Here is a 23522-nt window from a genome sequence, read left to right on the forward strand (position 1 = left end):
ATCATGCAGAATAAAACACAAGTCGATTACTAAATGGATCAATGACCGTCAGTTCCTTTTTTTCTGGAGTCCCCCATGGTACAACTTCTAAGCTTGGATTTGCAAAAACGTATTTCTTTTTCGTTAAACTGGCATGGTAGCTACTCACATCATCTACCCTGATTCTAATTGCAGCACCTGGAGACGCGTCCCCATGATGCTCTGACAAATGGAGGATAACGTCTTGTCCTAGAGACACTTGCAAATACAAGGGGAAGCCTTCTTCAAATCGATGTTCCCAGTCCACCTCAAATCCTAAATACGTTTGATAAAATTCCAATGCTTTTTCACGATTATAGATTCGTAATATCGGAATAACCATCTTCCCATCCCCCATTTAACTTCATTTCTAGCCTCTTTTGGTCCTTTGCGTTTCAATGAAAGCAGTCCCCTACTTGTCCATACGAACGACTTAGCTGACTACCAATTATTCAACCGTAAGACGGTTTTAGAAAATGTACAGCTGAAGGACAAAGGCAGTTACCGAAAAACCTAACTCACATGTTAGTAGTAACCGCCTTCGCTTCATTGTTCAATTGTTTCTTTGAAGGATTTCCGTGTAGCATCAAGTCTTGCTAATTTCACATCAAGTTTTCTTATAGAGTCTTCATGTAAGTCAAGCTTACCATCTTTATGGCTACGATCCCAAGCTTTCAAATCTTTTCGATACACGCGTTCACTTAAACGGTAGACGTCAATATCTTTCTTTAACGCTTCCTCATATGTCGTTTTAATTTCTTTTTTCACTTTATCTATCACACCTGTTCTTATTTCATCTACTGTAATGGCTCCTTCAATTACGCTTATGGTCGCTTCCAGTTCTACGTTCACATCAAATAACACTTCCTCTTTGCGTACGACGGGTTGAATATCCACTTTAACTTTTTCCACATTTACAGTGATGCCATGGTCATCGTCCGTTTTAAATGTAATTTGCCCTCTTGCCGTCTCATTGGACATCCACTGTATTCCGCGTGCATTATCCCCTTCGATAAACCCTTTAAAACCATTTGGCGTAGCAACACCAACACCGGCGATGACCGGTGCTTTAATGGATTCTTTTATGGATTGCCAGTTTTCATCAATCCGAATTAGTGGGAGCTTTACCTCATGGGGAGGCTCATTCATATCAATAATCAATTGTCGAATGCTAATTGGATCAATAAGCGATTCCTGTTTATATGAATTTTCCGGATCACCCAGTTTTGATAATGTAATTGCTCGATTAATGACTGGCCGTACGAGCAAGATTTCATCCACTGGATCTTTCGTAGTATAAACCCAAATTTGATAACGTGTTTCCCTGTATCGAATAAATAAATCGATAATTGGATTTAACTCTACATTTTTCATTACTTCTTCTGAAACAACAAGATGACTCATATGACCCCAGAACACTTTTTGGTCGATAGAGTGATACAAGTTAAAGATTGCTTCATCCACGGTGTTTCCTGTTGCATGACCAACTTCCATTTGAGGTTGGTCAGATGATGGCTGTTCAGTTTTTGCTATATTTGTAAAGTCGATGATTTGAGCATACAGCTCGTATTTACCGTCTTTAAAGTCTACACCGATTCCATTTATATAGAGCATTCTTTCCGGTTCATTTGAGTCCCAACACCCCGAGAGGAAGGTCATAACTACTAGCAATAAAAATAGAATTTTCCTCTTCATAGAATCCCTCTCTCTGCATGTTTATTCGAATTCAAGCGTTCCAAAATAGATCCTTACTGTTCAATCGTCTCATGGAATGACTTTCTTTCCGAATCAAGCTTCTCAATCTTCACAGTCAATTTTTGTATTGTGTCCTTCGTTAATTCAACTTTGCCCCCTTGTTGAATCTGTTTCCATTCTTTTAAATCTGATCGGTAAAGTTTTTCCGAGAAACGATAGACGTCAATTCCTTTCTCCATCGCTACTTCATACGTATCCAAAATTTCTTTTTTAATTTCTTTTTTTATGCCTTCTTCAATTTCAAAAATTGTCGGATTGCCTTCTACAAGATAGAGAGTGGCATTCACGCGCACTTCAATATCAACTCGCAATTGCCCCGCCTTTACGGTCGGCTCAGTTTTTACTTTCAAATGATCGATAACGACCGTTAAATAATCCCCACCATTCGCCTCAAATGTAACCTCTCCTCTTTCCATTTCATTTGACATCCACTGGATACCTCTCACATGTTCTTTTTCAATAAAACCATTGTACCCTTTATTCGTCACAGAACCGACACCTGCAAGGATAGGTGCTTTAATTTTTTCCTTGCTTGAACGCCAATTCTCCTCAACCGCAATGAGTGGAATTAACGCTTCGTGGCTAGGTTCATTTAAGTGGATAATTAGTTTACGGATATTCAATGGATTAATGAATGATTCTTGTCGAAAAGAATTTTTAGGGTCTCCGAGCTTCGATAATGTCACTGCACGATTTATAACGGGTCTTACTAGCAACACTTCTTGCACAGGGTCTTTTGTCGTGTATACCCAAATTTGATAACGCGTCTCCCTGTATCGGATAAAACTATCTATAACCGGATTTAATTTACCTTTTTCCATCACTTCTTCAGAGATGATGATGTATGAAAAGTGTCCCCAATACACTTTTTGATCAATGGAATGATACAGTTCATAAATCGCCTCATCCATTGTGTCTCCTGTTGCCATTCCGACTTCTGCCTGAGGTTCATCACCAGGAGGCTGGTCTGATTTGGCAATATTTCCAAAACCGATAAACTGTGCATAAACCTCATATTTCCCGTCTTTAAAATCTACTCCTATGGCGTTAATATAGAGCATCCTTTCAGGCTGTTCATCATCCCAACAACCTGAAAGAACACCAGTAAGCAGTAATAAGAATAGAAGTAGCGCTTTACTTTTGTTGTTCCTGTTTTTGATCATTATCATTGCCCCTCGTCTTATCAATAGGACTTAACATATTCGGTCTTGTCTTGTATTGATATGCCGGTAAACGGAAAAGATTCTTTGTTATAGAAGTCCAACTTAAATCAGCTGCCACGCTCATATACGGTACTCCAAATATCCGTATGCCTGCTAAAAATAGTAAAGTGAAATACGCCGACATAAAAAAACCGAACAAACCTAGTAACGCTGTCAGTAAAATAAAACTAATACGTAAAATACTTACTGCAGTAACAAGGGCTTGATTGACAAGTGTAAATGTGGCAATTGTCGATGTAGCTATTATGACAATCATTGCAGGGCTTGTTATTCCTGCACGAATGGCAGCATCACCAATAATTAGTCCGCCTACCACACCGATTGTTCCTCCTAAAGCTGAAGGAAGACGTAGCCCAGCTTCACGAAACAACTCAAACATGAGCAACATGAGCAACATTTCCAAAAAAGACGGGAAGGGTAAACCTGTATTAGATTGGACGACTGTTGCTAACAGTTGCAAAGGTAACTGATTCTGATGGAAAGTCGTCAAAGCTAGCCAAAATGCCGGTAGTATAATTCCGATCGTCATACCAAAAATACGTAACAACCTTGCAAGAGAACTAAAGACAGTAGGGTACTCATTGTCTTCGCTTGTCTTAACAAGTAAGAACAGATTGACGGGTGTAATGACGCCATATGCTGCGCCATCAATAAAAAGAAGAAAACGTCCTCTCACAAGTGCTTGAATTGCATTATCCGCTCGTCCCGTATAATCGGCACGTGGAAATAAATTACCGCTCTTATTGATGTTTTCCATCAGTAAATCTCCACTAAATACGATATCAGTATCGACTTTTCGTATTTGCTTCTTTAAACTATACAAAGTCTCCTTGCTAGCAATATCATCAAAATACAGAAGTGCCACAGTCGTTTTCGAACGTCTTCCTAACTCGAATTTTTCTACAACTAACGAGTTTGTCGGCAAACGTTTTCGAACGAGAGCGATATTTACCGCAATGTCCTCAATGAAGTTATCACGTGGGCCTTTTACAGGCACGCCTAATTTCGTCTCTTCAGGACTCCTGTTCGGTTTTTTGGAAATATTGCTTGCAAAAATGCATTGATTGTCAAAATACATAAGTACATTGCCTGTATAGACGAGCGAGATAACTTCACTTTTATCGCTCACTTTTGTTAGACCGGGCACATGCAGTTCATTAATAATTCTTTGTTCAACTGGTTCTTCTTGTGAACGTGTTAACATTTGTTGCACGCGAGCGACAACTACTTCATTCAACATTTGCTGGTCAACCATTGCCTCGCAAGTAATAAACACGACATGTTGCTTTCCGAACAAATAGGGTTGAAAATGTACATCCGCAGACTTCTCGAACAGTTGTTTCAATGTTGTCAACTCAATGTTAGTTGTATCCAATCGGACTCACCATTTTCTGTTAAGGTTATTTGGATTTCGCCTTCTTTTTTGATGTGCTAGATATGCGTACGACTACAGCCAGTAACAGAGATAGTACGAAAAAGAACAGGAACGTTGTTGCTAGGATCACTTTGCCTTTAATCTTAAGGAAAATATGGTCATCAATTAAAAACATAGATGCGCACAAGAAGAAAAATGGAGGGGCAATTACTTTCCAAATGCGCACTTTGTCGCCTGCCATTTTGAGTAAAATTGTCACAATATATAAAATGAAACCAACTCTGACAAACGCTCCTGTAAGCCATTGGTAGATTGATAAAAAATCAAGGTGCTCTATAAAACGCCCTATGGAGACAAGTCCCCACTCCTCATAAGCAGGATATCTCTGTTTTGCTGCTTCATCAGGACCAAACTCCGTAATTGCACCAATCAGTGGGCCTATCGTTAACCCCATTAAGATGAACAGCATGATGCCGTAATGGTACCAACGCATTTGCGTTTTAAATCGGTGTTGTAAAAACAACAACATGAACAACTCCACAAATCCAGACGCAGGGTATACCAATGAAGCAGCAACTGGTTTTAGACCATGTTCTAACATTGGTAAAAGCAATTCATACTCTTTTACTTGGATATTTGTAAATGCCACAAAAAAACCAAGGACAACAACCCAAAATAATACGAGTACATTAACCATTACAATCGTCTGCAAATTGCTGGACGCAAAAACAATACAAAGTCCCGTGTAGATGAGCAACATGAGCAACATCGGGGATTCAGGTAAAAAGGTTCCGGTAATCCATTGCAATGTTTCAGCTAGTGAAAACGCCGCGATAATGAGCAAGAATACGGCCAAAACATATCGAATGATGGAAGTAGTGGCTTGACCGACATGGACGGATAACCAATCGATAAGCGGTTCTTGGTTCGTCGCTTTATGAATGTACATTAATAGGAAAAGCCATGGAAAGATGAGAACTGCTGCCCCGATGACCGCCATCCAGCTGTCTCTTCCACCGACAGCGAGTAGCGGTGGTAATATGGTCACATGGTTTTTCAATCCAATGACCGTCATTGATAAGAAAATGACATGTAGGATACTGATGGACCCAATTTTATTCATTGAAAAACCCTCTAACGTTATAATATCGTTCAGCTTCGACAAAAACGCCAAGGTTTATAAGTATTGCTTAGCATGTGTGTACATTACACAAAAATACATCCTTCATAGAAAAATGATGTCGACAGAAAAAAGAGAGTAGACAAAGTCCATTTAAACTTTATCTACTCTCTTGCGTATTGGTTTATACAAACATTCATTTTTGAGATCGCGTACCACTTGTTCTGTCACAAGCATGATCAACTATTTGCGATACGTGATAAACAACCATTCACCTTAACCCACTTCATAATGGCTTTTATAATGTCTTCAAGTTCTTTCCCACTCTCAGTTAACTCATACTCGACTTTTCGAACTGCTTGGTCTAAAACGTTTTTACGAACAATTCCATGTGCCTCCAGATCGCGTAACCTTTCCGTTAACAGACGATCCGATATACCTTGGATTTCCGCCAACAATTCATGGTACCTTTTTGGCCCGTCTAACAATCGATAGACAATAATACCCGTCCATCTTTTCCCAATAAATTCAATCATTTCATGAAAACTGTCACAAGCACTTTGCTGCTTCGCTTGAATGACTTCTTCGCTTTTTTTCATTAACAAAACCCCATTTTCATAATACATTCACTTTACCATACACATTATTGACAAACAAGCTTACTAATAGTAACCTTATATCTTAGCTTACTAATAGTAAGTACATTATCTATTTAGGAGTGTTCACCAATGACCGAGAAATACTCAATACTTTCCGAAGTAATTCACGAACGTAAATCCGTACGAAATTACGACCCAACTTATACAATTGCAAAAGAAGAAATCGAAGCGATGTTAGTTGAAGCCACACAAGCGCCTTCATCCAGTAATCTTCAACCTTGGCGTTTCATCGTCATCCAAGACCAAGAGACGAAAATGAAAATTAAAGGCTTCGGTTTCAATCAACAACAATTAGAAACAGCTTCTGCCATCATCGCAGTGATTGGCGATACCGAAGCCTATCACAATATCGATGAAATATATCAGTCCAATTATGAGGCAGGCAATATGGACAAAGAAAGTATGGAAAGACTCGCAAATAATGCGAAAGCTTTATATCCGAACGCTCCATATGACGCAAGACTGAACATCGCAGCATTCGACGCAGGACTCATCTCCATGCAACTGATGTTGATCGCAAAAGCGAAAGGTTACGACACAGTTCCGATGGGTGGATTCGATAAAGGCCAATTCGCAGAAGCGTTTAATTTGGACAACCGGTATGTTCCACTCGTCCTCATCGCTTTAGGAAAGGCCGCTTCCCCTGCTTATGGTTCCACGCGGTTACCTTTGGAGAAGATTGCGACGTTTGTGTAAGTAAAACCGAACATACGAGGCTGGGACAAAACTTTAAGTAGACCGTTTCTCTGCGCTCCACTCATGAATATAAAAAAGAAACATTGTAAAAGCAGAAAAAATGCATGCCGGCGAAATTTGCCTTCATGCATTTTTTTGTTTTGTCCCAGCCTCGTCCTACTAGATACTATCCCTCTCAATCCAGCAATTCATCAGCTTTAAAGTAAAGCCTTCTTGAGACGAATACGACAACATGTCACAGAACTAATTACCAAATCCCTCGTCTTTATCACTTCTTTGAGAACATAATGATTAAAAAGTTCTGATTTTTTTATTTTGAATTTATAGTAAACTATAAGAAAGGATGTGAAGTTGGGGGAGATTTAGATGAAAAGCATTGCACGAAGTAAAGAGTTTAAAGCAAACGTATTCATAATAATGATCTCCATTATTGGTTGTTCAATTATTTTACATAGTAGTCTCACCATGACTATTCGTGGAGATATTCTTACACTTTTATTATTTATTTTGTTCATAGCCATTGCAGAATATTTTCCAATGCCTGTATGGAAAGGTTTTAGTAGTATTAGTTTTCCACTCTTATACGCAATTCATCTTATTTACGGCACTTCCTTAGCAATCGTTATTATAGCTGGAATTACTTGTTTAATAAGCATTGTAAAAAAAAGACCTTTAAGAATCATATTCTTTAATCCTGCACAACTGGCAATTAGTCTTTCTTTAGCTGTTACCATAACCAATTCCATCATGCAAGCTTCACTATTCACACCTATTGAAGTGTTACCAGTAAAACTGCTAGAGATGTTCCTACTAACATCGATCTATTATCTTACAAACAACGTAATTGTAGATGGTGTCTTATTATTACGACCTCAAAAGTATGACTTTGTTAATTGGAAGCAAAAAACTTTATCTGAAATTGGAAGTCTCTTCATTTCACTACTTTATAGTACTTTATTGTTAGTGCTAGGAAGTCAAAACAGAGGAATTATTGATACGTTTTCATTCTTTTTCTTTTTCTCACCTTTAATAGGATTAGCATTACTCACTTCCATAATTGTAAGAATTAAAACAGAGAAAAATCGTCTTAAATCCTTATTTAATATAACATCTGAACTTAATCGTCTCATCCTTTCAGGAGAAGTTTTCAATGCACTCAAAAGCTTGAAGCATTTCATAGATTTTGACTCCGCTATTTTGTGGATAAATAATAATGGCGCATGGGAGCGCGTCTTCGAAGCAGGTGAATTAATAGCCGATCATCAAATCCCAAATGAGGATTTTCAGAAAATCCACGGAGTCCTACAACCGACGCTGGTCAATAATCGTAAGAACATGCAAGTACCATTTAACTCTTGTTTTCCGCCCAGTATCCGATGTCTCATCTATACACCATTATTACTTGAAAATCGAACAATTGGATTGCTCATCGTTGGGCGAATTCGACCTAAAAGCTTTACAGAAGATGATGTACGGTCAGTGGCTACCCTTTCCAATCAATTAGCCATCGCTTTTAAAACGCGCTCACTTTTAGATGAGCAAGAAAGAAGACTGATACTTGAAGAAAGGAACAGAATCGCTCGGGATATTCACGACGGAATTGCACAAACTTTAGCAGGGGCTATCATGAAATTGGAAACAGCTACGAAGAAGCATCAAAATCACCCCGCTCAAGCTTTGGAACTGATGACCGATAGTATTGAAAAATTAAGAGGAGGCCTTCGTGAAGTGAGAGAATCCATTTACGCTTTACGACCCTATCCAACTGAGCAATCCGGTCTCTCGCAGTCAATTGATAAAGTAATAAGAGAAATGCAGAATAACAACCAGATTCAAATTACTCTTGAGGAAAGAGGACAAAAAATAACGCTTAGTCCTATGGTTGAAAAAGTAATATTTGATATCTTTAAAGAAAGTATGCAGAATATTAGCAAACATGCGAATGCAAAAGTCATCCAAATCTTAATCAGTTACCAATCAGAACAAATATTACTCAAAGTAAAAGATGATGGGTGTGGCTTTTCGTTAATGGATGCAATGTTAAAAGCACGACTTGAACCTCATTTTGGCATAATTAATATGAATGAAGCAGCATCAAAAATTAAAGCGACATTACAATTTGACAGCAAGTCTGGTCAAGGAACAGAGATTACGCTCACAATCCCGAAACTGGAAGACAGAGGAGGCAATATACATGATCAAAGTTTTGTTAGTGGATGACCATACAATATTAATTGACGGACTTAAGAGTCTCATTGGGCTGGAAGAAGATATTGTTGTAATAGGTGAATCACTTTCAGGCGTTGATGTTCTTGAAAAGATTAATGATCTTACACCTCATGTTGTTTTGATGGATATTAATATGCCACATAAAAACGGTATTGAAGTAGTTTTTGAAATCAAAGCCGTCTATCCAGGCATCAAAGTAATCATCTTAACGATGCATAATCATGACGAATACTTTCTATCGGCTATACGATCAGGCGCAGACGGCTATCTATTAAAGGACGCACCTTCCCATCAGGTCGTAGACGCGATTCGCAGTGTCTCACAGGGTGAATCTGTCATTCATCCTACAATGACTAAAAAACTATTCGATTTCCACCAACAAAAGCAATTCACCCCAAAACACGAAGATCTAACAGAGAGAGAAAAAGATGTACTGTTTTGTCTACTGGAAGGGTTAAGCAATAAAGAAATTGCAAAGAAACTTTTTATTAGTGACAAAACAGTTAAGATACACGTCAGCAAAATTTTTAAGAAGTTAGATGTCAAAAGCCGGTCACAAGCGGTCATATACACGATACAAAATAGGATTCTGCCACTATAAGCTATTTGAAATCTCCCATGTTAGTAAAGATTAATATTGTTCTTGCACAAAGTCTTCTCAATTAACTTTATTAATAATAAGCACTAGATTCCATACTACTTCTTATGTATACGGTGCTAGTTCGTTAGGATTCATAATTACGCCTTTTGCTGAATAGAAAAAACACTGAATCTTCTCGATAATAGTACTAATAAATAGAAAGAGGAGGGAATTTGATGAAGACATTGATGCGTCGTTTTGCTTTATTTATTTTAATGGGGATGTTGCTAATCGGAAACTATACCTTCACCTCAGCAATGGATCAACCAGAACCTGTAGCGAAACTGGATGAGAAATTGGTAAAAGCAATGGAATCTACGACAGGATTATTGCAAGTTATAGTTACTTTTAATGGGGATGGAGCACCTTCCGATGCACAGCTTGAATTACTCAGGGAGATAGGGATAGCAAAAGGTATGAGCATGCACTCTTTGCCAGTAGCAGGTGTTCTCGCTACAAAGAAACAAATTGAAGACCTTTCAAGAAATGAACAAGTGGCTTCCCTTTACTTAAATGAAAGGCTTATCTATTACAATGCAGATGCTAAAGACATTACAGGTGTCAATAAAGTTCGAACTAATCAAGATATGATAAAAGCAAACAACGGCTTTCCATTTACGGGACATGGAGTCGGTGTAGTGGTAAACGATAGTGGTGTAGATGGGACCCATAAAGACCATGAACTAGGTAAGAATTTAGTGCAAAATGTTATGGGAACAACAAACTTAAACGGAGTGAACAACAACTTGCTCCCTGTCACATATTTAGAGAATATCGCAAATACAGATACAAACTCGGGACATGGTACACATGTAGCAGGTACGGTTGGAGGAACAGGTGTCATGTCAGGTGGTAAATATGAAGGTGCAGCACCTGGGGCTGATTTAATCGGTTATGGTTCTGGAGCAGCATTATTCATCCTTGATGCAATCGGCGGTTTTGATTACGCAATAACCCACCAAAGACAGTATAATATAAGAGTTATTACTAATTCTTGGGGGTCTTCAGGCGGCTTCGATCCTCTCCACCCTGTCAATATTGCTAGTAAAAAAGCATACGATCGTGGGATTACCGTTCTATTTGCTGCTGGGAATGAAGGTCCTTCAGAAGATACGCATAATCCTTATGCTAAAGCACCATGGGTAATCTCTGTCGCTGCAGGTGAGAAAAACGGACGTTTAGCCGACTTCTCTTCTAGAGGCACAAAACATTCAGGGGGAACATTCGAATTAAATGGACAGTCTTGGACGTGGGAAGATCGACCAACAATTACAGCGCCTGGCGTTGATATTATCTCTACACGCGTCGTATCTCCATTGTCAGCCCTTGGACTTGATAAAGACGCAGAGTTAATTGAACCCGGTTATCTGCCTTTCTATACAACAATGAGTGGAACATCGATGGCAACTCCTCACGTAGCAGGAATCGTCGCGCTAATGTTGGAAGCAAATCCAACACTTAGTCCTAATGACATAAAAGAAATCCTTCAAACGACCGCAACAAATATGCCTGGGTACGAAAATTGGGAAGTAGGCGCCGGATATGTAAACGCTTACACTGCTATTGATAGCATCCTAAACAATAAAGACTATGGAACGACGTTAAATATGAATGGTACATTTAATAGTAATGTGAACTCGAATGAAACGAGATCTAGCTTTGCAGTGGATTACAATCCACTTACCTTAATTTCATCTAATAAATACGAATTTGAAGTGCCTTCTGGAACAACCGGAATAGTCGCTAAAGTTAATGGAAAAGGTCTTTTAGGAGAAACTGGAAACCCAGTGAACCTTATTCTTACTTCTCCTGATGGTGAAGAGTTCAGCTCCGGTGTCAGTCTTCTCTTTCCTTTGTATACTGATCGGACAGTTTCAGTGAACTCACCTAAAGCTGGTATGTGGGAGGTTGAGGTTCGAGGCTTAAGGGGTAGTGAGGAAAATCCCTTCGCAATTGGTTTGCCGGAAAATGTACAAGGAACCATTATACTTTCTTCTGTGTCAGGCTTCTCAGGATTAAATGATATTACAGGACACAGTGCAGAGAGTGCCATTAAAATGGCGGTGAAGGAACGTCTAGTGGATGCTAGACAAGGCGGTTACTTCAAACCTGATGACAAATTAACTCGAGGCGAATTGGCGCAGTTCTTAGTAATGGGTACTGGTGTAAGACAATCACTAAGTAACCAAAAAGTTTACACAGATGTAAATGCTAATTTACGACCGTATGTAGAAGCAACCACTGCTAATGGTGCAGCGTTAAAAGATCTCTCTCAAACCCAACAAGGCGTTCAAATTGCAAAGACACCAAATAAGTTTGGCCCCAATGATGCTGTAACTCGTACTGAACTAGCTTACACTCTCGTCCAAAGTTTAGGTTTAGAAGAACTTGCTAAAGCCCACAACGGTGAGGTAACTGTCCAATACAACAATCAAAGATTAACAATTGAAGATAGCTCTAAAATCCCTCCACACCTTAAAGGATATGTACAAGTTGCTTTAGATCTTAATATCTTAAATGCTAAGTTTTCAGTGACACAAGGTCCTTTTGACTTAAAACCAACTATTCATGCATCTTTTTATCCAGATAATAAGATTACAAGAGCAGAATATGCCGTTTCAATCCTCAGATTTTTCAATGCCTACCAATAAGACGGACGCTAACTACTCTTTTCAAACTTACTTATCAACAGTATCAAAAAGGAACGTGTGCAATTGAATGCATACGTTCCTTTTTTAGTCCCCGAACCCACCCTCACTGTTTCAGCAAATTAGTACACGGTCGTTACAATTACAATCTATTTGTACACATGTTACAGTACTGGGCGTCATTTGTAACGGCTTTGAACCGCTCGGTATCGCCCCAATACCACCATTAAATCCAACTTGCCCTGTTGGCGGGTTTGTACTCACCTTTGCTTAATACAGCTACCGACTAAATTGTTTACATTTCGTTTTACTGTAGATCAGTTGTCCAATTCAACCCTTGGATGGTCGTATCCATTTCACGAAAAGCTTTCGACAATTGATCGACCTGTTTTTGGATAGTTGCGACATCTACCGTACTGATCATCTTAATTTCAGTTCTGCTATATCGATCATTCCGCACAGAAGCTTCTTCCGCAACCCTCGCGAGAATTAAGCGTTTCTCCCAAATTTGATCACGTTCGGTTAGCGCATCCGCAAGTGTCCGGTTTTCATCAAATTGGATTGCACAATTGGTCTTATTAATCCGCTTAATAAGATCAGTCAATTCACTCATAATCTCACTTAGCTCCGTTAACAAGGCATTTGGATTTTCTGCAGGCTCTTCCCCTTCCTGCGTTTTCACGTTCACACTAATCCTCTTTTTCAATTGTTGAATTCTCTTTTGATAATCTGCACGTGCAATTAATGCTTCAGCTAGCTTCATAGGGGTCTCCTCCTCTATTCAACTCTATTTTTACAGCTATCTTTTAAGAAAGTAATAGTTCGCAAACTCTCTCATTTATTTTACAATACTACAGGATTACATTTTTTACAAAAGAATTCATTTTCCAACCAGTTAGCTCTCTTAAATTCCCTCTTTTCATTCACTCGTATAGTTGTTATACTCGTAAAGTGATTTTTTTCGAAAATAATATTCCACTCATATAATCGCAAGAATATGGCTTGCAAGTTTCTACCGATCCCCGTAAAGGATTGACTATGAGTGAACCAATACAAATTGGCGTTTAACTTCCTATCCACTTGTGATAGGAGGACCTTTTGACGACCCAAGAAGCATTGTTCACTCATTACTGGTGCGCAATTCTTCTTGGGTTTTTATTATTTTCAAACAAATATTTCACAGACAGTTGTATAAAGGAGAATAAGTAAATGTATGTATTGATTAATAGTATCGGAATTTTAGTAGTACTTGGTTTAGCCTATTTCCTATCTTTCAACAAACGGGAAATTGCTTTCAAACCAATACTCATTCTACTTGTCTTACAGGCAATCACGACTTGGTTCATGTTGTCGACCTCTATCGGCGGCAAAGTGATTACGCTCGTTTCAGATTTCTTTCTTTGGCTAATAAGCAGTTCCATGTCCGGCATCAATTTTGTATTTGGTGATTTTGCACCGCTTGATGGCTCAACGTTTACATTTTTCATGAATGTGCTCATGCCGATCATTTTCGTCGTTACGTTCTTTGACATTTTAACGTATTTCGGCATCTTGCCAATGATTATCAACGGCTTTGGATGGGTCTTTTCCAAAATTACTAAAATGCCTCGTTTTGAGAGTTTTTATGCTGTACAAGTGATGTTTTTAGGGAATAACGAAGCGTTGGCAGTAACACGCGAGCAACTGAACAAAATGGATGACAAACGGCTCTTAACGATTGCGATGATTAGCATGTCTTGTGTGAGTGCGGGAATGCTCGGTGGCTATTTGCAATTGTTGGATCCTAAATACGTTTTAACAGCCATTCCTTTAAATGCGTTAGGGACGCTAATCATTACTTCGTTAATTAATCCATACAAAGTAACGAAAGAAGAGGACATTGTTTACAAGCCAGCGAAAGAAGAGCGCGGCAACTTTTTCGATATGATTTCCACGAGTATGATGACAGGTGGAAGACTTGCGTTAATTATTGCGGTCATGCTCATTGGTTTTGTGTCATTAATAACTGCTGCAAACAGTTTCTTAGGGCTACTACACGATGACCTTGCACTTGAAAATATTTTCGGCATCCTTTTCTCACCACTTAGTCTGTTAATGGGTGTTGAGTTTTCTCAAATCCTTGCAGTCGGCCAGTTGATGGGTGTGAAAATCGTATTAAATGAATTTGTTGCGATGACAAATTTGAGTGAATTACTGTCCGGTTTTAATCCGCATACAGAAGCAGTAGCAACAACATTCCTCGTATCGTTCTGTAATTTCGCGACAATCGGTATTATTTTAGGTAGCGTCCAGTCCCTATTTGGTGACATGAAAGCTAAATTCATCGCAAAATATACATGGCTATTGTTGCTAAGTGGTATACTTGTTTCGAGTTTAACAGCAATGATTGTAGGATTATTTGTTTGGTAATGAAAAGGAGTGTTACGAATTGAAAAATGGAAATGCACAATATTGGGTAGAAAAACTTGGACTCCTCCCTCACCCGGAAGGCGGTTTTTATAAAAACACGTTTAAATCTGAAGAACAGACAACCGACAAGGAGTTATCGGTCAATTTTGAAGGAACACGCAAACTATATACGAGCATTTATTTCCTTCTGACGTCAGATAACGTCTCTCACTTCCATCGGCTAAAATCGGATGAACTATGGTACTATCATGCCGGCAGTTCATTAACCGTTCATGTAATTGAAGAAGACGGCACTTATCGTGAAATTAAACTCGGAATGGACTTAGAGAACGGCGAAGTGCCACAAGCACTTGTACCAAAAAACTCGATCTTCGGTTCATCTGTTATGGAAGAAGACACGTGCTCTCTAGTCGGCTGCATGGTATCTCCAGGGTTTGAATTCACCGACTTCGAACTGTTCACACAAGCCGAACTGTTAGCGAAATATCCTCAGCATGAAGAAATTATTAAGAAACTAGCTTACGAAACGCTTCCTGAATGAATCAAATATAGGATCTTTATCTTACGGTGTGCAAACTCAAAATACGTTGAGCTTGCACACTTTTTTTGGTTAATCCTTAATACGACGTTTATGCTTTGCATCGCAACGCTCGCGGCGTATCACAACGTAAAACCTGCGCATCGCAACATAAACGCCTCGTATCACAACGTTACCCTCTCGTATCGCAACGCTCACGCCGTATCACAACGTAAAACCTGCGCATCGCAACATAAACGCTTCGCTTCACAACGCTACCCTCTCGTATCGAAACGCTAGCGCCGTATCGCAACGTAAACCCTTTGCATCACAACATAAACGCCTCGTATCACAACGTTACCCTCTCGTATCGAAACGCTCGCGCCGTATCACAACGTAAACCCTTCGCATCGCAACATAAACGCCTCGCATCACAACGCTACCCTCTCGTATCGAAACGCTCGCGGCGTATCACAACGTAAACCTTTTGCATCGCAACATAAACGCTTCGCATCACAACGCTACCCTCTCGTATCACAACGCTCGCGCCGTATCACAACGTAAACCCTTCGCATCACAACATAAACGCCTCCCATCACAACGTTACCCTCTTGTATCGCAACGCTCTCGCTATGTCACAATAAACATAAACTACCTTACTCAGAACATAACCTATTCTCATCCAAGAAAAGAAGCAATCTAAATTTAAGATAAGAGGTTTTCCACCTAGTTATTTAGGCTAAAGAAGATTACTAGCATACATTTCCTTTCATTAAGGATTTCTGTAAGTTTGTATCATTAAGGGGGAGAAAGTGCGTGATCCGTTTTGAGAATGTATCCAAGTCCTATGATGGCAATACACTTGTCGTTGACGCATTAAATTTAGAAATTTCACGAGGTGAGTTTTTTGTGTTAATTGGACCGAGTGGATGTGGGAAAACGACGACGTTGAAAATGATTAATCGATTAATCCCGTTGACAGAAGGATTCATTACGATCGATGGGAAAAAAATTAGTGACTATCCAATCCATGAACTCCGATGGCGCATTGGTTATGTACTCCAACAGATTGCACTATTTCCACATATGTCGATCGAGGAAAATATTGCAATTGTACCCGAGTTAAAGCAATGGAAGAAAGAACGAATTCAAGCACGTGTAGGAGAATTGCTCGAAATGGTCGGTTTGGAGCCTGAAACATACAGGCACCGCAAACCGAGTGAATTGTCTGGTGGGCAACAACAAAGAGTTGGCGTCATCCGAGCGCTTGCAGCAGATCCAGATATTATCTTGATGGACGAACCATTTAGTGCACTTGACCCGATTAGTCGATCCAAGTTTCAAGAAGATTTACTCCATCTTCAGAAAACGATTCAAAAAACGATTGTGTTCGTTACACACGATATCCAAGAAGCATTAAAGCTAGGTGACCGTATTTGCGTGTTGAATGAGGGTGGAATTGAGCAAATTGGAACGCCTGAGGAAATTGTCAATTCACCTGCGACGCCATTCGTCCAACAATTTATAGAAAGTGGAAGCTCACCTTCTTTTGACATCGCCAAGCACCTTGAATCCATCCCCAATGAGGCCACACAATTACCGTATCTATCAATTGATGCAACATGGAGTGAAGTGCTGGAATTGATGGTCACCTCTGACCGTGTCGCCGTTCAACAAGGAAATCAAATCGTCGGAACACTTACTAGAGAAGCGGTACTCCAATTTTTAGCGACGGAAGCTAAAGAAAAGGTGGGCCAATGATGAATACGCTAATTACCGTGTTTCAAGATCGAAAAGAAGACTTATTAACGGCTTTCATTGAGCACATTCAAATCTCCTTAATTGCGCTTTTTTTTGCTGTACTGCTTTCAATTCCGATTGGCATTTATTTGACGCATAAAGAGCGAATCGCTGAAGCAGTCATTGGGGCAAGCGCGGTGTTGCAAACCATTCCATCACTTGCTTTGCTCGGCTTATTAATCCCTCTTTTCGGAATCGGGAAAGTCCCTGCAATTATTGCACTTGTGGCGTACGCACTCCTGCCAATCTTGCGCAATACATACACAGGGATAAAAGAAGTCGACCCATCCTTGAAGGAAGCTGCCACCGCAATGGGCATGAATCAGTGGAAACGTTTAGTAAAAGTTGAGCTTCCGCTTGCATCACCTGTCATAATGGCGGGTATCCGTACATCGATGGTGCTAATCGTTGGAACGACGACGCTTGCTGCACTCATCGGGGCAGGTGGACTTGGTGATCTGATACTACTAGGGATTGACCGAAATAATACATCCTTAATTGTACTAGGAGCAGTTCCAGCTGCATTGCTAGCCCTTGCGTTTGATTTTTTATTGAAGAAGTTTGAAGGGATGTCCTTTAAGCGTGTTGCTGTTGCAGTGGCTACATTTTCCGCCGCTGCTTTGCTCATTCTTTTATTCCCGTTACTTTCAGGAAAATCAAACAATCACCTTGTCATAGGTGCAAAGTTAGGCGCAGAACCTGAAATTCTCATTAATATGTACAAACTACTTATTGAAGAGGAGTCAGATTTAACGGTTGAATTAAAACCTGGACTCGGAAAGACCTCATTTGTTTTTAACGCATTGCAATCAAAAAGCATCGATATCTACCCTGAATTTACCGGAACAGCAATCGCTGAATTTCTAAAAGAAGAAGCCGTTAGCAATGATCGCAAGGAAGTTTATGAACAAGCACGTTCAGGGTTGGAAGATCAATTCAATCTACGCCTTCTAGAACCCATGGAATTTAACAATACGTATACACTCGCTGTCTCCAAGGCATTCCTTGAGCAGTATGGCGTAACAAGCATTTCTGACTTACAAGCCGTACAAAATGCTGTCAAAGCTGGCTTTACGCTCGAGTTCAACGACCGGGAAGATGGCTACCGAGGCATTAAGAAATTGTACGGTCTCGATTTTCCATCCATTCAAACGATGGAACCAAAACTTCGCTACCAAGCAATTGAAACGGGTGCTATCAACGTCATGGATGCCTATTCAACGGATAGCGAATTACAAGAATATGAAATGGTCGTCCTCGAAGACGATAAAGAATTGTTCCCGCCTTATCAAGGGGCCCCTCTTCTACGCAAAGATACGCTCGAACAGCATCCAGAGTTGGAAGGCATCTTAAACAAATTGGCTGGCGTCGTTACAGATGATGAAATGAGAGAGATGAATTACAAAGTGAACGTCGAAGGGGCAAGTGCGGAAGAAGTAGCACGAAAGTTTCTCCAAGCAAAAGGATTGATAAAATAATAAAGAAAATCTTTGTCTGACATCTCCATTAAACGATTATCAACCGTATGAAACGCAAAAGTTTCATACGGTTTTTCTGTGCTAAAACTTACTCTTTTGTATCTCCTGAGAAATTGATTGATGATCCTCTTATGACATCTGTGCGCATTCAAGTATATGCTTGTAAAAAAATTCCCCCTTTCAAAAATTCGTTTACTATTCCACAAACTTATATCAAAAGTACTTCTTTAATCATTACTTCCAAACCCGAAATAAGAAAAAAGTACTTGTTTAATAGCAATTACTAATGTACTATTAAAAAAGCAACTAAGATAGTCTTTACTAATATACAAAAATAGGAAGTGGGTAAGAGGTCATGTTAAGGAACTTTTTAAAGAAAAAGAATTCGAACTACTTATCAAGTACTGCCAGCATAGTCGATTTGTTAGTCGGCGCACCTTCCGATTCCCTAGTCATGGAAATAAATGAAAGTGGAGAGATCAACTCCGTCAAAGGTATATTAAAAGCAAATCCGTCTTATGATTATCACTCTCTAATCGGTAAGTCTTTTAAAGATTTTATTCATCATGATGATATTGATCGTTTTGAAAATTTGTTTAACCAAGTTCTTAACGGGCACATCCAACTTGCTGAAAATTTTTCACTCGTTTACGCAGATGTCATGCAATTGAACTTATCTTTTTTCCCAATTACCTCGGACAATCAAACGATTCAAGGTGTATGTTGTGTAGTGAAACAAATCGCTGTACCTAAAGCTACACCTCTCATTTCATACAATAAAATTAGTCCTTTTAACAGTAATTCTAAAGAAATTATCGGATTGCTGGACGAAGAGGGTGTCATTATGTATGAAAGCCAATCCACTCAACATTTACTTGGTTACGAAGTAGAACATGTAATTGGGGAGGAATTCGTTCAGTTTATACATGAAAATAACCGTAATGACTTTGCGCAAGTGTTGATGGATGTTCTGCAAAAACCGGAATGCCCAACGACTTTAGAACTTCTCTTTGTGGACAATAAAGGAGATTGGCATGACTACGAAGTCACGTTCACTAATTTCTTACATAATGAGGAAGTAGCCGGTATCCTCTATAACTGCCGGGAAATTACGGAGTATAAAAAACAGCAAGCGAAAATTCAGTACTTGTCGGCACACGATACGTACACAGGACTTCCAAACAGAAGAGCATTTGAAGAGCGCGTCGATTTAGAGATCAAACTCGCGACTACATTCAATACTTCATTTGCCGTTTTGTCTCTTAACCTTGAAGGACATGAGTTTATAACAAATGTGGTCGATCATCGTCTTGGTGAAACATTCATCCAAGAAGTTGCTGTGCGCTTAAAGAATGAATTTAATCGTCATATTGAACTACTATCAGTGGCCAATGAAAATGGGTTCTTCATTCTTACTAAAAACTTATCAAATCCTGCTTCCATAGCAGATCTAGCGGAAAAGATCATTCAATTCTTAAAACGTCCATTCGAATTTAATACCTATTGTCTCTACCTTACGCCTAAAGTTGGCATTAGCGTCTTCCCTCATACTGGACAAAATACGAACGAACTGATTATGAATGCAAAATCTGCGCTATTCTTAGCCGACAAAACTGGGACAGATCAGTATCGCATTTCTTCGACAGCTGATCTTAATGCGTTACATAAGCTATATGCGTTACGCAATGACTTACAATTTGCGATTAAGAGAGACCAATTTAAAGTGTTTTATCAACCGATTTATCATACAAATACAAATCTCATCGAATGTGTGGAAGCCCTCATCCGGTGGGAACATCCCGAGCATGGTTACATAACGCCCAATGAGTTCATATACTTAGCAGAGCATTATGAACTTATTGATGAGATTGGCGCTTGGACGATACAAACAGTGATTCGTGATTTGGCTCGTTGGCACAATAAAGGATTCTTCGTAAGAGCTTCGATTAATGTTTCACTCAAGCAATTGAAAAATCCTGCTTTTCTCCAGGCAATTCATTCACAACTTCAAGAAGCAGATTTGGATGCAAAGTGGATTGATATTGAAATAACAGAAAACTACAAGCTAGATGATGAAGAAACACTTCAACGATTAATTGAATTACAAAGAAACGGTTTCTCATTGTCCCTTGATGATTTCGGAACGGGGTATAATTCGTTAAGTAACCTGCAAGCGATTAAACCGAACAAAATTAAACTTGACCAACTATTCATTAAAGAGCTGCTTACGAATAAAGGTTCCAAAAGCATTATCTCTTCAGTCATGCAAATGGCCAAAGAACTCGACGTTGTTGTAATTGCAGAAGGTATTGAAACAGAGGAACAAAAGAATATCCTAATTGATTTACATTGTGATTATTTACAAGGCTTCCTATTCAGCAGACCTGTTACAAGCAGTAACGTAGAAAAATTATTGGAGCGGCAATGGAAACCTGAAGAAACCCAACATTCAGGCCGTGAAAATAGAAAATATTTCAGATTAGATTTTGCATATCCTTTAGAAGCCCAAATGACAATATCGGAAATGAACGGCAAAAAAGTTGAAGTAAGTAAGGCAACAATATTAGTGAAGAATATCGGAGCTGGCGGATTGTTATTCGTATCAGACATTAAGTTGCCGACAGAAGTAGATTTTGTCTTCCAATTTGATGTAAAGATTTTGGATGAAATCCACTCACTTCGAGGAACGATTGCGCATCATACTTTCAATAACGACCTGCACTATTACGGTGTACAGTTCATCATGACGGAAATCCAGCGCAATAAATGTATTAGTGTTCTAAATAAAATGCAAGTCATGCTCCAAAAGTCAAACGTGCTTCCAAATCATCCGTTCGTATTTGATCAAATGCAGACGTTCTTTAATGGAAGACGTAAAAAGATGAGCGCTGCATCGCCACCCAAAGTATCGATGTAACGCTAGATTGAACACTCTCGCTGACAGGCAGAGTGTTCTTTTTCATTTCATTGATAAGTAGGTATTTCCTCCAGTCACTTCATCAATTTTTCCATACGTTACAATAAGGGTTTACAAATTAACATACCGTACACCAACTATACAGATTTTCAACAGGAGGTTAAGAAATGGACAAGAACACGAATAGAAAAAGCAAGCCCAATTTCCTCATATTGATGGTGGACCAACAAAGGTTTCCTTCTGCCTATGACAACAACGAACTAAAGAGATGGAGAAGAGAGAATTTACGAACTGAACGGCTACTGCTTCGTAATGGAATGGAATTTCTGAATCATTATGCTGGTAGTTCAGCTTGTTCACCGAGCCGGACGACCCTTTACACGGGACAATATCCTTCTCTTCACGGTGTATCACAAACGAGTGGAGCTGCAAAAACAAGTTTTGACCCTGACATGTTTTGGTTGGATCAAAACAGTGTGCCGACAATGGGAGACTATTTCAAGGCAGCAGGCTATCAAACATTTTGGAAAGGTAAATGGCATGCTTCAGAAGAAGATATTCTTATTCCCGGTACAAAAAACTCTTTGCCTAGCTACACTTCAACAGGTTTGCCCGATAAGGAGAACGTCAACTACTATCTTCAAGCGAATCGCTTAGGCGCTTACGGTTTCGACGGGTGGGTCGGGCCTGAACCACATGGATCTGCTCCGCGCAACTCCGCATCCTCAGCTGCAATCGGTCTAAGTGGTCGGGATGTTGTCTATGCAGCAGAAACTGTTCAACTTATCCAGTCACTAGAAAAACAATCGCACGAGGATGCGTCTGATGCATCACCATGGTTCATCATGTCTTCATTTGTAAATCCACACGACATTGCGTTATTTGGTGCATTTACCGAACAAAGTCCGTTATTTAAGTTTACCGTCGATCCTTCCGTCCCTTTTATCCCCCCTGCCCCAACAGCTACAGAATCTCTTGACACAAAACCATCAGCCCAAGAGAGCTACCGTATTGTTTACCAACAAGCATTCCAACCTTTACGCGATACATTATTTTATCGCCAATTGTATTATTCACTTCAAAAGCAAGTCGACCAAGAAATGTTGAAAGTTTTCAATGCATTGCGGAGATCTTCGTTCTACGAAAACACGATTGTACTATTTTTGTCCGATCATGGAGAATTATTAGGCGCGCATGGTGGCCTCTTTCAGAAATGGTACAACACATATGAAGAATCCATTCATGTCCCGTTCATCATCCATTCTCCACAGTTGTTCAACCAACGGAAAACCACCAATATGCTGACGAGTCATGTCGATGTGTTACCGACAATGTTAGGACTTGCGGGCATTCATGCAGAAGAAGTCCAAAAGCAATTGCGTTCTAGTTTCACTGAAGTACACCCTTTCGTTGGAAGGGATCTATCTCCTCTATTACGAGGTGAGGAAGAATTCTTTCGTGCAAATGAACCCCTATACTTCATGACAGATGATGACGTCACAAAAGGACTGAACCAAGTTACAGTTTCAGGGCAACCCTACGAAGCCGTCATTCAACCTAATCATATCGAAGCCATCATTACGCGATTGCCTACTGGTATGGATAAGGCAGACGAGATATGGAAGTTTTCAAGGTACTACGATAATCCACAATTTTGGAGTAATCCCGGCTGTGAAGATACTGTAACTGTACAAAGTTCGCCTGTTCAATCAGGAACAAAGACAGAAAGTGCAGTCTGTGTGACAACGACAAAACGGTGTCCTCTGCCGGATGAATTTGAAATGTATAACCTAACGAGAGACCCGTTTGAAGAAAAGAATCTTGCCAATCCCGCCTTTCAAACCCCTGAATCGTTCGCGTTACAACCACTTCTTCTTGCTGCACTTCAAGAACAATGCCGTCAAAAACGGTTATCTCCTACAAGCGGTGACGTACCCGGCATGCCGTCATGCAACTGCAGTGTAGAAGGCAGTACTTGTTGTCATGACTAATTAAGAATTTCAATATAAAAAGCATGAACCCGTCAAAAAGAAACGGT

The 23522-nt window shown here is 39.6% G+C and carries 17 protein-coding genes and 1 riboswitch; of the genes, 10 read left to right on the forward strand and 7 right to left on the reverse strand.

Annotation, left to right across the window (positions count from 1 at the left end; translation table 11 throughout):
- Position 1: 1 nt before the first annotated feature.
- From QT711_RS14725 to QT711_RS14750, 6 genes are all read right to left on the reverse strand, one after another.
- Positions 2 to 361 carry a glyoxalase superfamily protein gene (locus tag QT711_RS14725; RefSeq protein ID WP_317945490.1) on the reverse strand — a complete coding sequence of 120 codons (360 nt, stop codon included), beginning with the start codon at positions 359 to 361 and terminating at the stop codon, positions 2 to 4.
- A gap of 203 nt (positions 362 to 564) precedes the next feature.
- Positions 565 to 1713: a Ger(x)C family spore germination protein gene (locus QT711_RS14730; RefSeq protein WP_317945492.1), complete on the reverse strand. Its 1149-nt coding sequence runs from the start codon at positions 1711 to 1713 to the stop codon at positions 565 to 567.
- Positions 1714 to 1766: 53 nt separating this feature from the next.
- The gene (locus QT711_RS14735) at positions 1767 to 2936 is read right to left on the reverse strand and encodes a Ger(x)C family spore germination protein (protein WP_317945494.1); all 1170 of its coding nucleotides are present in this window, start codon (positions 2934 to 2936) and stop codon (positions 1767 to 1769) included.
- Positions 2908 to 4371: a spore germination protein gene (locus QT711_RS14740; RefSeq protein ID WP_317945496.1), complete on the reverse strand. Its 1464-nt coding sequence runs from the start codon at positions 4369 to 4371 to the stop codon at positions 2908 to 2910. The genes QT711_RS14735 and QT711_RS14740 overlap by 29 nt, the downstream gene beginning before the upstream one ends.
- A 25-nt stretch (positions 4372 to 4396) precedes the next feature.
- Entirely contained in the window at positions 4397 to 5494 is a 1098-nt protein-coding gene (locus QT711_RS14745) for an endospore germination permease (RefSeq protein WP_317945498.1), read from the reverse strand.
- 236 nt (positions 5495 to 5730) lie between these two features.
- Positions 5731 to 6090, reverse strand: coding sequence for a winged helix-turn-helix transcriptional regulator (locus QT711_RS14750; RefSeq protein ID WP_317945500.1), 360 nt, complete (start codon positions 6088 to 6090; stop codon positions 5731 to 5733).
- Positions 6091 to 6219: 129 nt separating this feature from the next.
- Here QT711_RS14750 and QT711_RS14755 point away from each other — a divergent pair, with 129 nt between their 5' ends.
- The 4 genes from QT711_RS14755 (at position 6220) to QT711_RS14770 (ending at position 12366) form a co-directional block, all read left to right on the forward strand.
- Positions 6220 to 6846, forward strand: a complete 627-nt coding sequence (locus QT711_RS14755; RefSeq protein WP_317945502.1) for a nitroreductase family protein — start codon at positions 6220 to 6222, stop codon at positions 6844 to 6846.
- 366 nt (positions 6847 to 7212) lie between these two features.
- A complete protein-coding gene (locus QT711_RS14760; RefSeq protein WP_317945504.1) occupies positions 7213 to 9066 on the forward strand; it encodes a GAF domain-containing sensor histidine kinase in 1854 nt (617 codons plus the stop codon).
- Positions 9041 to 9676: a response regulator transcription factor gene (locus tag QT711_RS14765; protein WP_317945506.1), complete on the forward strand. Its 636-nt coding sequence runs from the start codon at positions 9041 to 9043 to the stop codon at positions 9674 to 9676. Before QT711_RS14760 ends, QT711_RS14765 begins: the two co-directional genes overlap by 26 nt.
- 215 nt (positions 9677 to 9891) lie before the next feature.
- Positions 9892 to 12366, forward strand: coding sequence for a S8 family peptidase (locus QT711_RS14770; protein ID WP_317945508.1), 2475 nt, complete (start codon positions 9892 to 9894; stop codon positions 12364 to 12366).
- 304 nt (positions 12367 to 12670) lie between these two features.
- Here QT711_RS14770 and QT711_RS14775 read toward each other — a convergent pair whose 3' ends face one another.
- Positions 12671 to 13126, reverse strand: coding sequence for a DIP1984 family protein (locus tag QT711_RS14775; RefSeq protein WP_317945510.1), 456 nt, complete (start codon positions 13124 to 13126; stop codon positions 12671 to 12673).
- Between the two features lie 196 nt (positions 13127 to 13322).
- A riboswitch (purine riboswitch) is annotated at positions 13323 to 13422 on the forward strand.
- A 150-nt stretch (positions 13423 to 13572) separates the two neighbouring features.
- Here QT711_RS14775 and QT711_RS14780 point away from each other — a divergent pair.
- The 6 genes from QT711_RS14780 (at position 13573) to QT711_RS14805 (ending at position 23475) form a co-directional block, all read left to right on the forward strand.
- Positions 13573 to 14772 (forward strand): NupC/NupG family nucleoside CNT transporter, encoded by a 1200-nt coding sequence (locus tag QT711_RS14780; RefSeq protein WP_317945511.1) that lies wholly within the window; start codon positions 13573 to 13575, stop codon positions 14770 to 14772.
- Between the two features lie 19 nt (positions 14773 to 14791).
- Positions 14792 to 15313: a cupin domain-containing protein gene (locus tag QT711_RS14785; protein ID WP_317945512.1), complete on the forward strand. Its 522-nt coding sequence runs from the start codon at positions 14792 to 14794 to the stop codon at positions 15311 to 15313.
- Positions 15314 to 16105: 792 nt separating this feature from the next.
- The gene (locus tag QT711_RS14790) at positions 16106 to 17050 is read left to right on the forward strand and encodes an ABC transporter ATP-binding protein (RefSeq protein ID WP_317945514.1); all 945 of its coding nucleotides are present in this window, start codon (positions 16106 to 16108) and stop codon (positions 17048 to 17050) included.
- Positions 17050 to 18567: an osmoprotectant update ABC transporter permease/substrate-binding subunit OpuFB gene (opuFB, locus tag QT711_RS14795; RefSeq protein WP_317945516.1), complete on the forward strand. Its 1518-nt coding sequence runs from the start codon at positions 17050 to 17052 to the stop codon at positions 18565 to 18567. Before QT711_RS14790 ends, opuFB begins: the two co-directional genes overlap by 1 nt.
- 355 nt (positions 18568 to 18922) lie before the next feature.
- The gene (locus tag QT711_RS14800) at positions 18923 to 21484 is read left to right on the forward strand and encodes an EAL domain-containing protein (protein WP_317945518.1); all 2562 of its coding nucleotides are present in this window, start codon (positions 18923 to 18925) and stop codon (positions 21482 to 21484) included.
- A 167-nt stretch (positions 21485 to 21651) separates the two neighbouring features.
- Complete coding sequence (locus QT711_RS14805) at positions 21652 to 23475, forward strand: sulfatase-like hydrolase/transferase (RefSeq protein ID WP_317945519.1); 1824 nt, start codon at positions 21652 to 21654, stop codon at positions 23473 to 23475.
- The last annotated feature ends 47 nt before the right edge of the window (positions 23476 to 23522 follow it).

The organism is Sporosarcina saromensis, from assembly GCF_033253735.1.
Classification (GTDB): Bacteria; Bacillota; Bacilli; order Bacillales_A; family Planococcaceae; genus Sporosarcina; species Sporosarcina saromensis.

Bases quoted from the DNA above. Each gene is read 5' to 3' on its own strand.
- QT711_RS14725 (WP_317945490.1), bottom strand. From the start codon at position 361: ATGGTTATTCCGATATTACGAATCTATAATCGTGAAAAAGCATTGGAA.
- QT711_RS14730 (WP_317945492.1), bottom strand. From the start codon at position 1,713: ATGAAGAGGAAAATTCTATTTTTATTGCTAGTAGTTATGACCTTCCTC.
- QT711_RS14735 (WP_317945494.1), bottom strand. From the start codon at position 2,936: ATGATCAAAAACAGGAACAACAAAAGTAAAGCGCTACTTCTATTCTTA.
- QT711_RS14745 (WP_317945498.1), bottom strand. From the start codon at position 5,494: ATGAATAAAATTGGGTCCATCAGTATCCTACATGTCATTTTCTTATCA.
- QT711_RS14750 (WP_317945500.1), bottom strand. From the start codon at position 6,090: ATGAAAAAAAGCGAAGAAGTCATTCAAGCGAAGCAGCAAAGTGCTTGT.
- QT711_RS14755 (WP_317945502.1), top strand. From the start codon at position 6,220: ATGACCGAGAAATACTCAATACTTTCCGAAGTAATTCACGAACGTAAA.
- QT711_RS14760 (WP_317945504.1), top strand. From the start codon at position 7,213: ATGAAAAGCATTGCACGAAGTAAAGAGTTTAAAGCAAACGTATTCATA.
- QT711_RS14765 (WP_317945506.1), top strand. From the start codon at position 9,041: ATGATCAAAGTTTTGTTAGTGGATGACCATACAATATTAATTGACGGA.
- QT711_RS14770 (WP_317945508.1), top strand. From the start codon at position 9,892: ATGAAGACATTGATGCGTCGTTTTGCTTTATTTATTTTAATGGGGATG.
- QT711_RS14775 (WP_317945510.1), bottom strand. From the start codon at position 13,126: ATGAAGCTAGCTGAAGCATTAATTGCACGTGCAGATTATCAAAAGAGA.
- QT711_RS14780 (WP_317945511.1), top strand. From the start codon at position 13,573: ATGTATGTATTGATTAATAGTATCGGAATTTTAGTAGTACTTGGTTTA.
- opuFB (WP_317945516.1), top strand. From the start codon at position 17,050: ATGAATACGCTAATTACCGTGTTTCAAGATCGAAAAGAAGACTTATTA.
- QT711_RS14800 (WP_317945518.1), top strand. From the start codon at position 18,923: ATGTTAAGGAACTTTTTAAAGAAAAAGAATTCGAACTACTTATCAAGT.
- QT711_RS14805 (WP_317945519.1), top strand. From the start codon at position 21,652: ATGGACAAGAACACGAATAGAAAAAGCAAGCCCAATTTCCTCATATTG.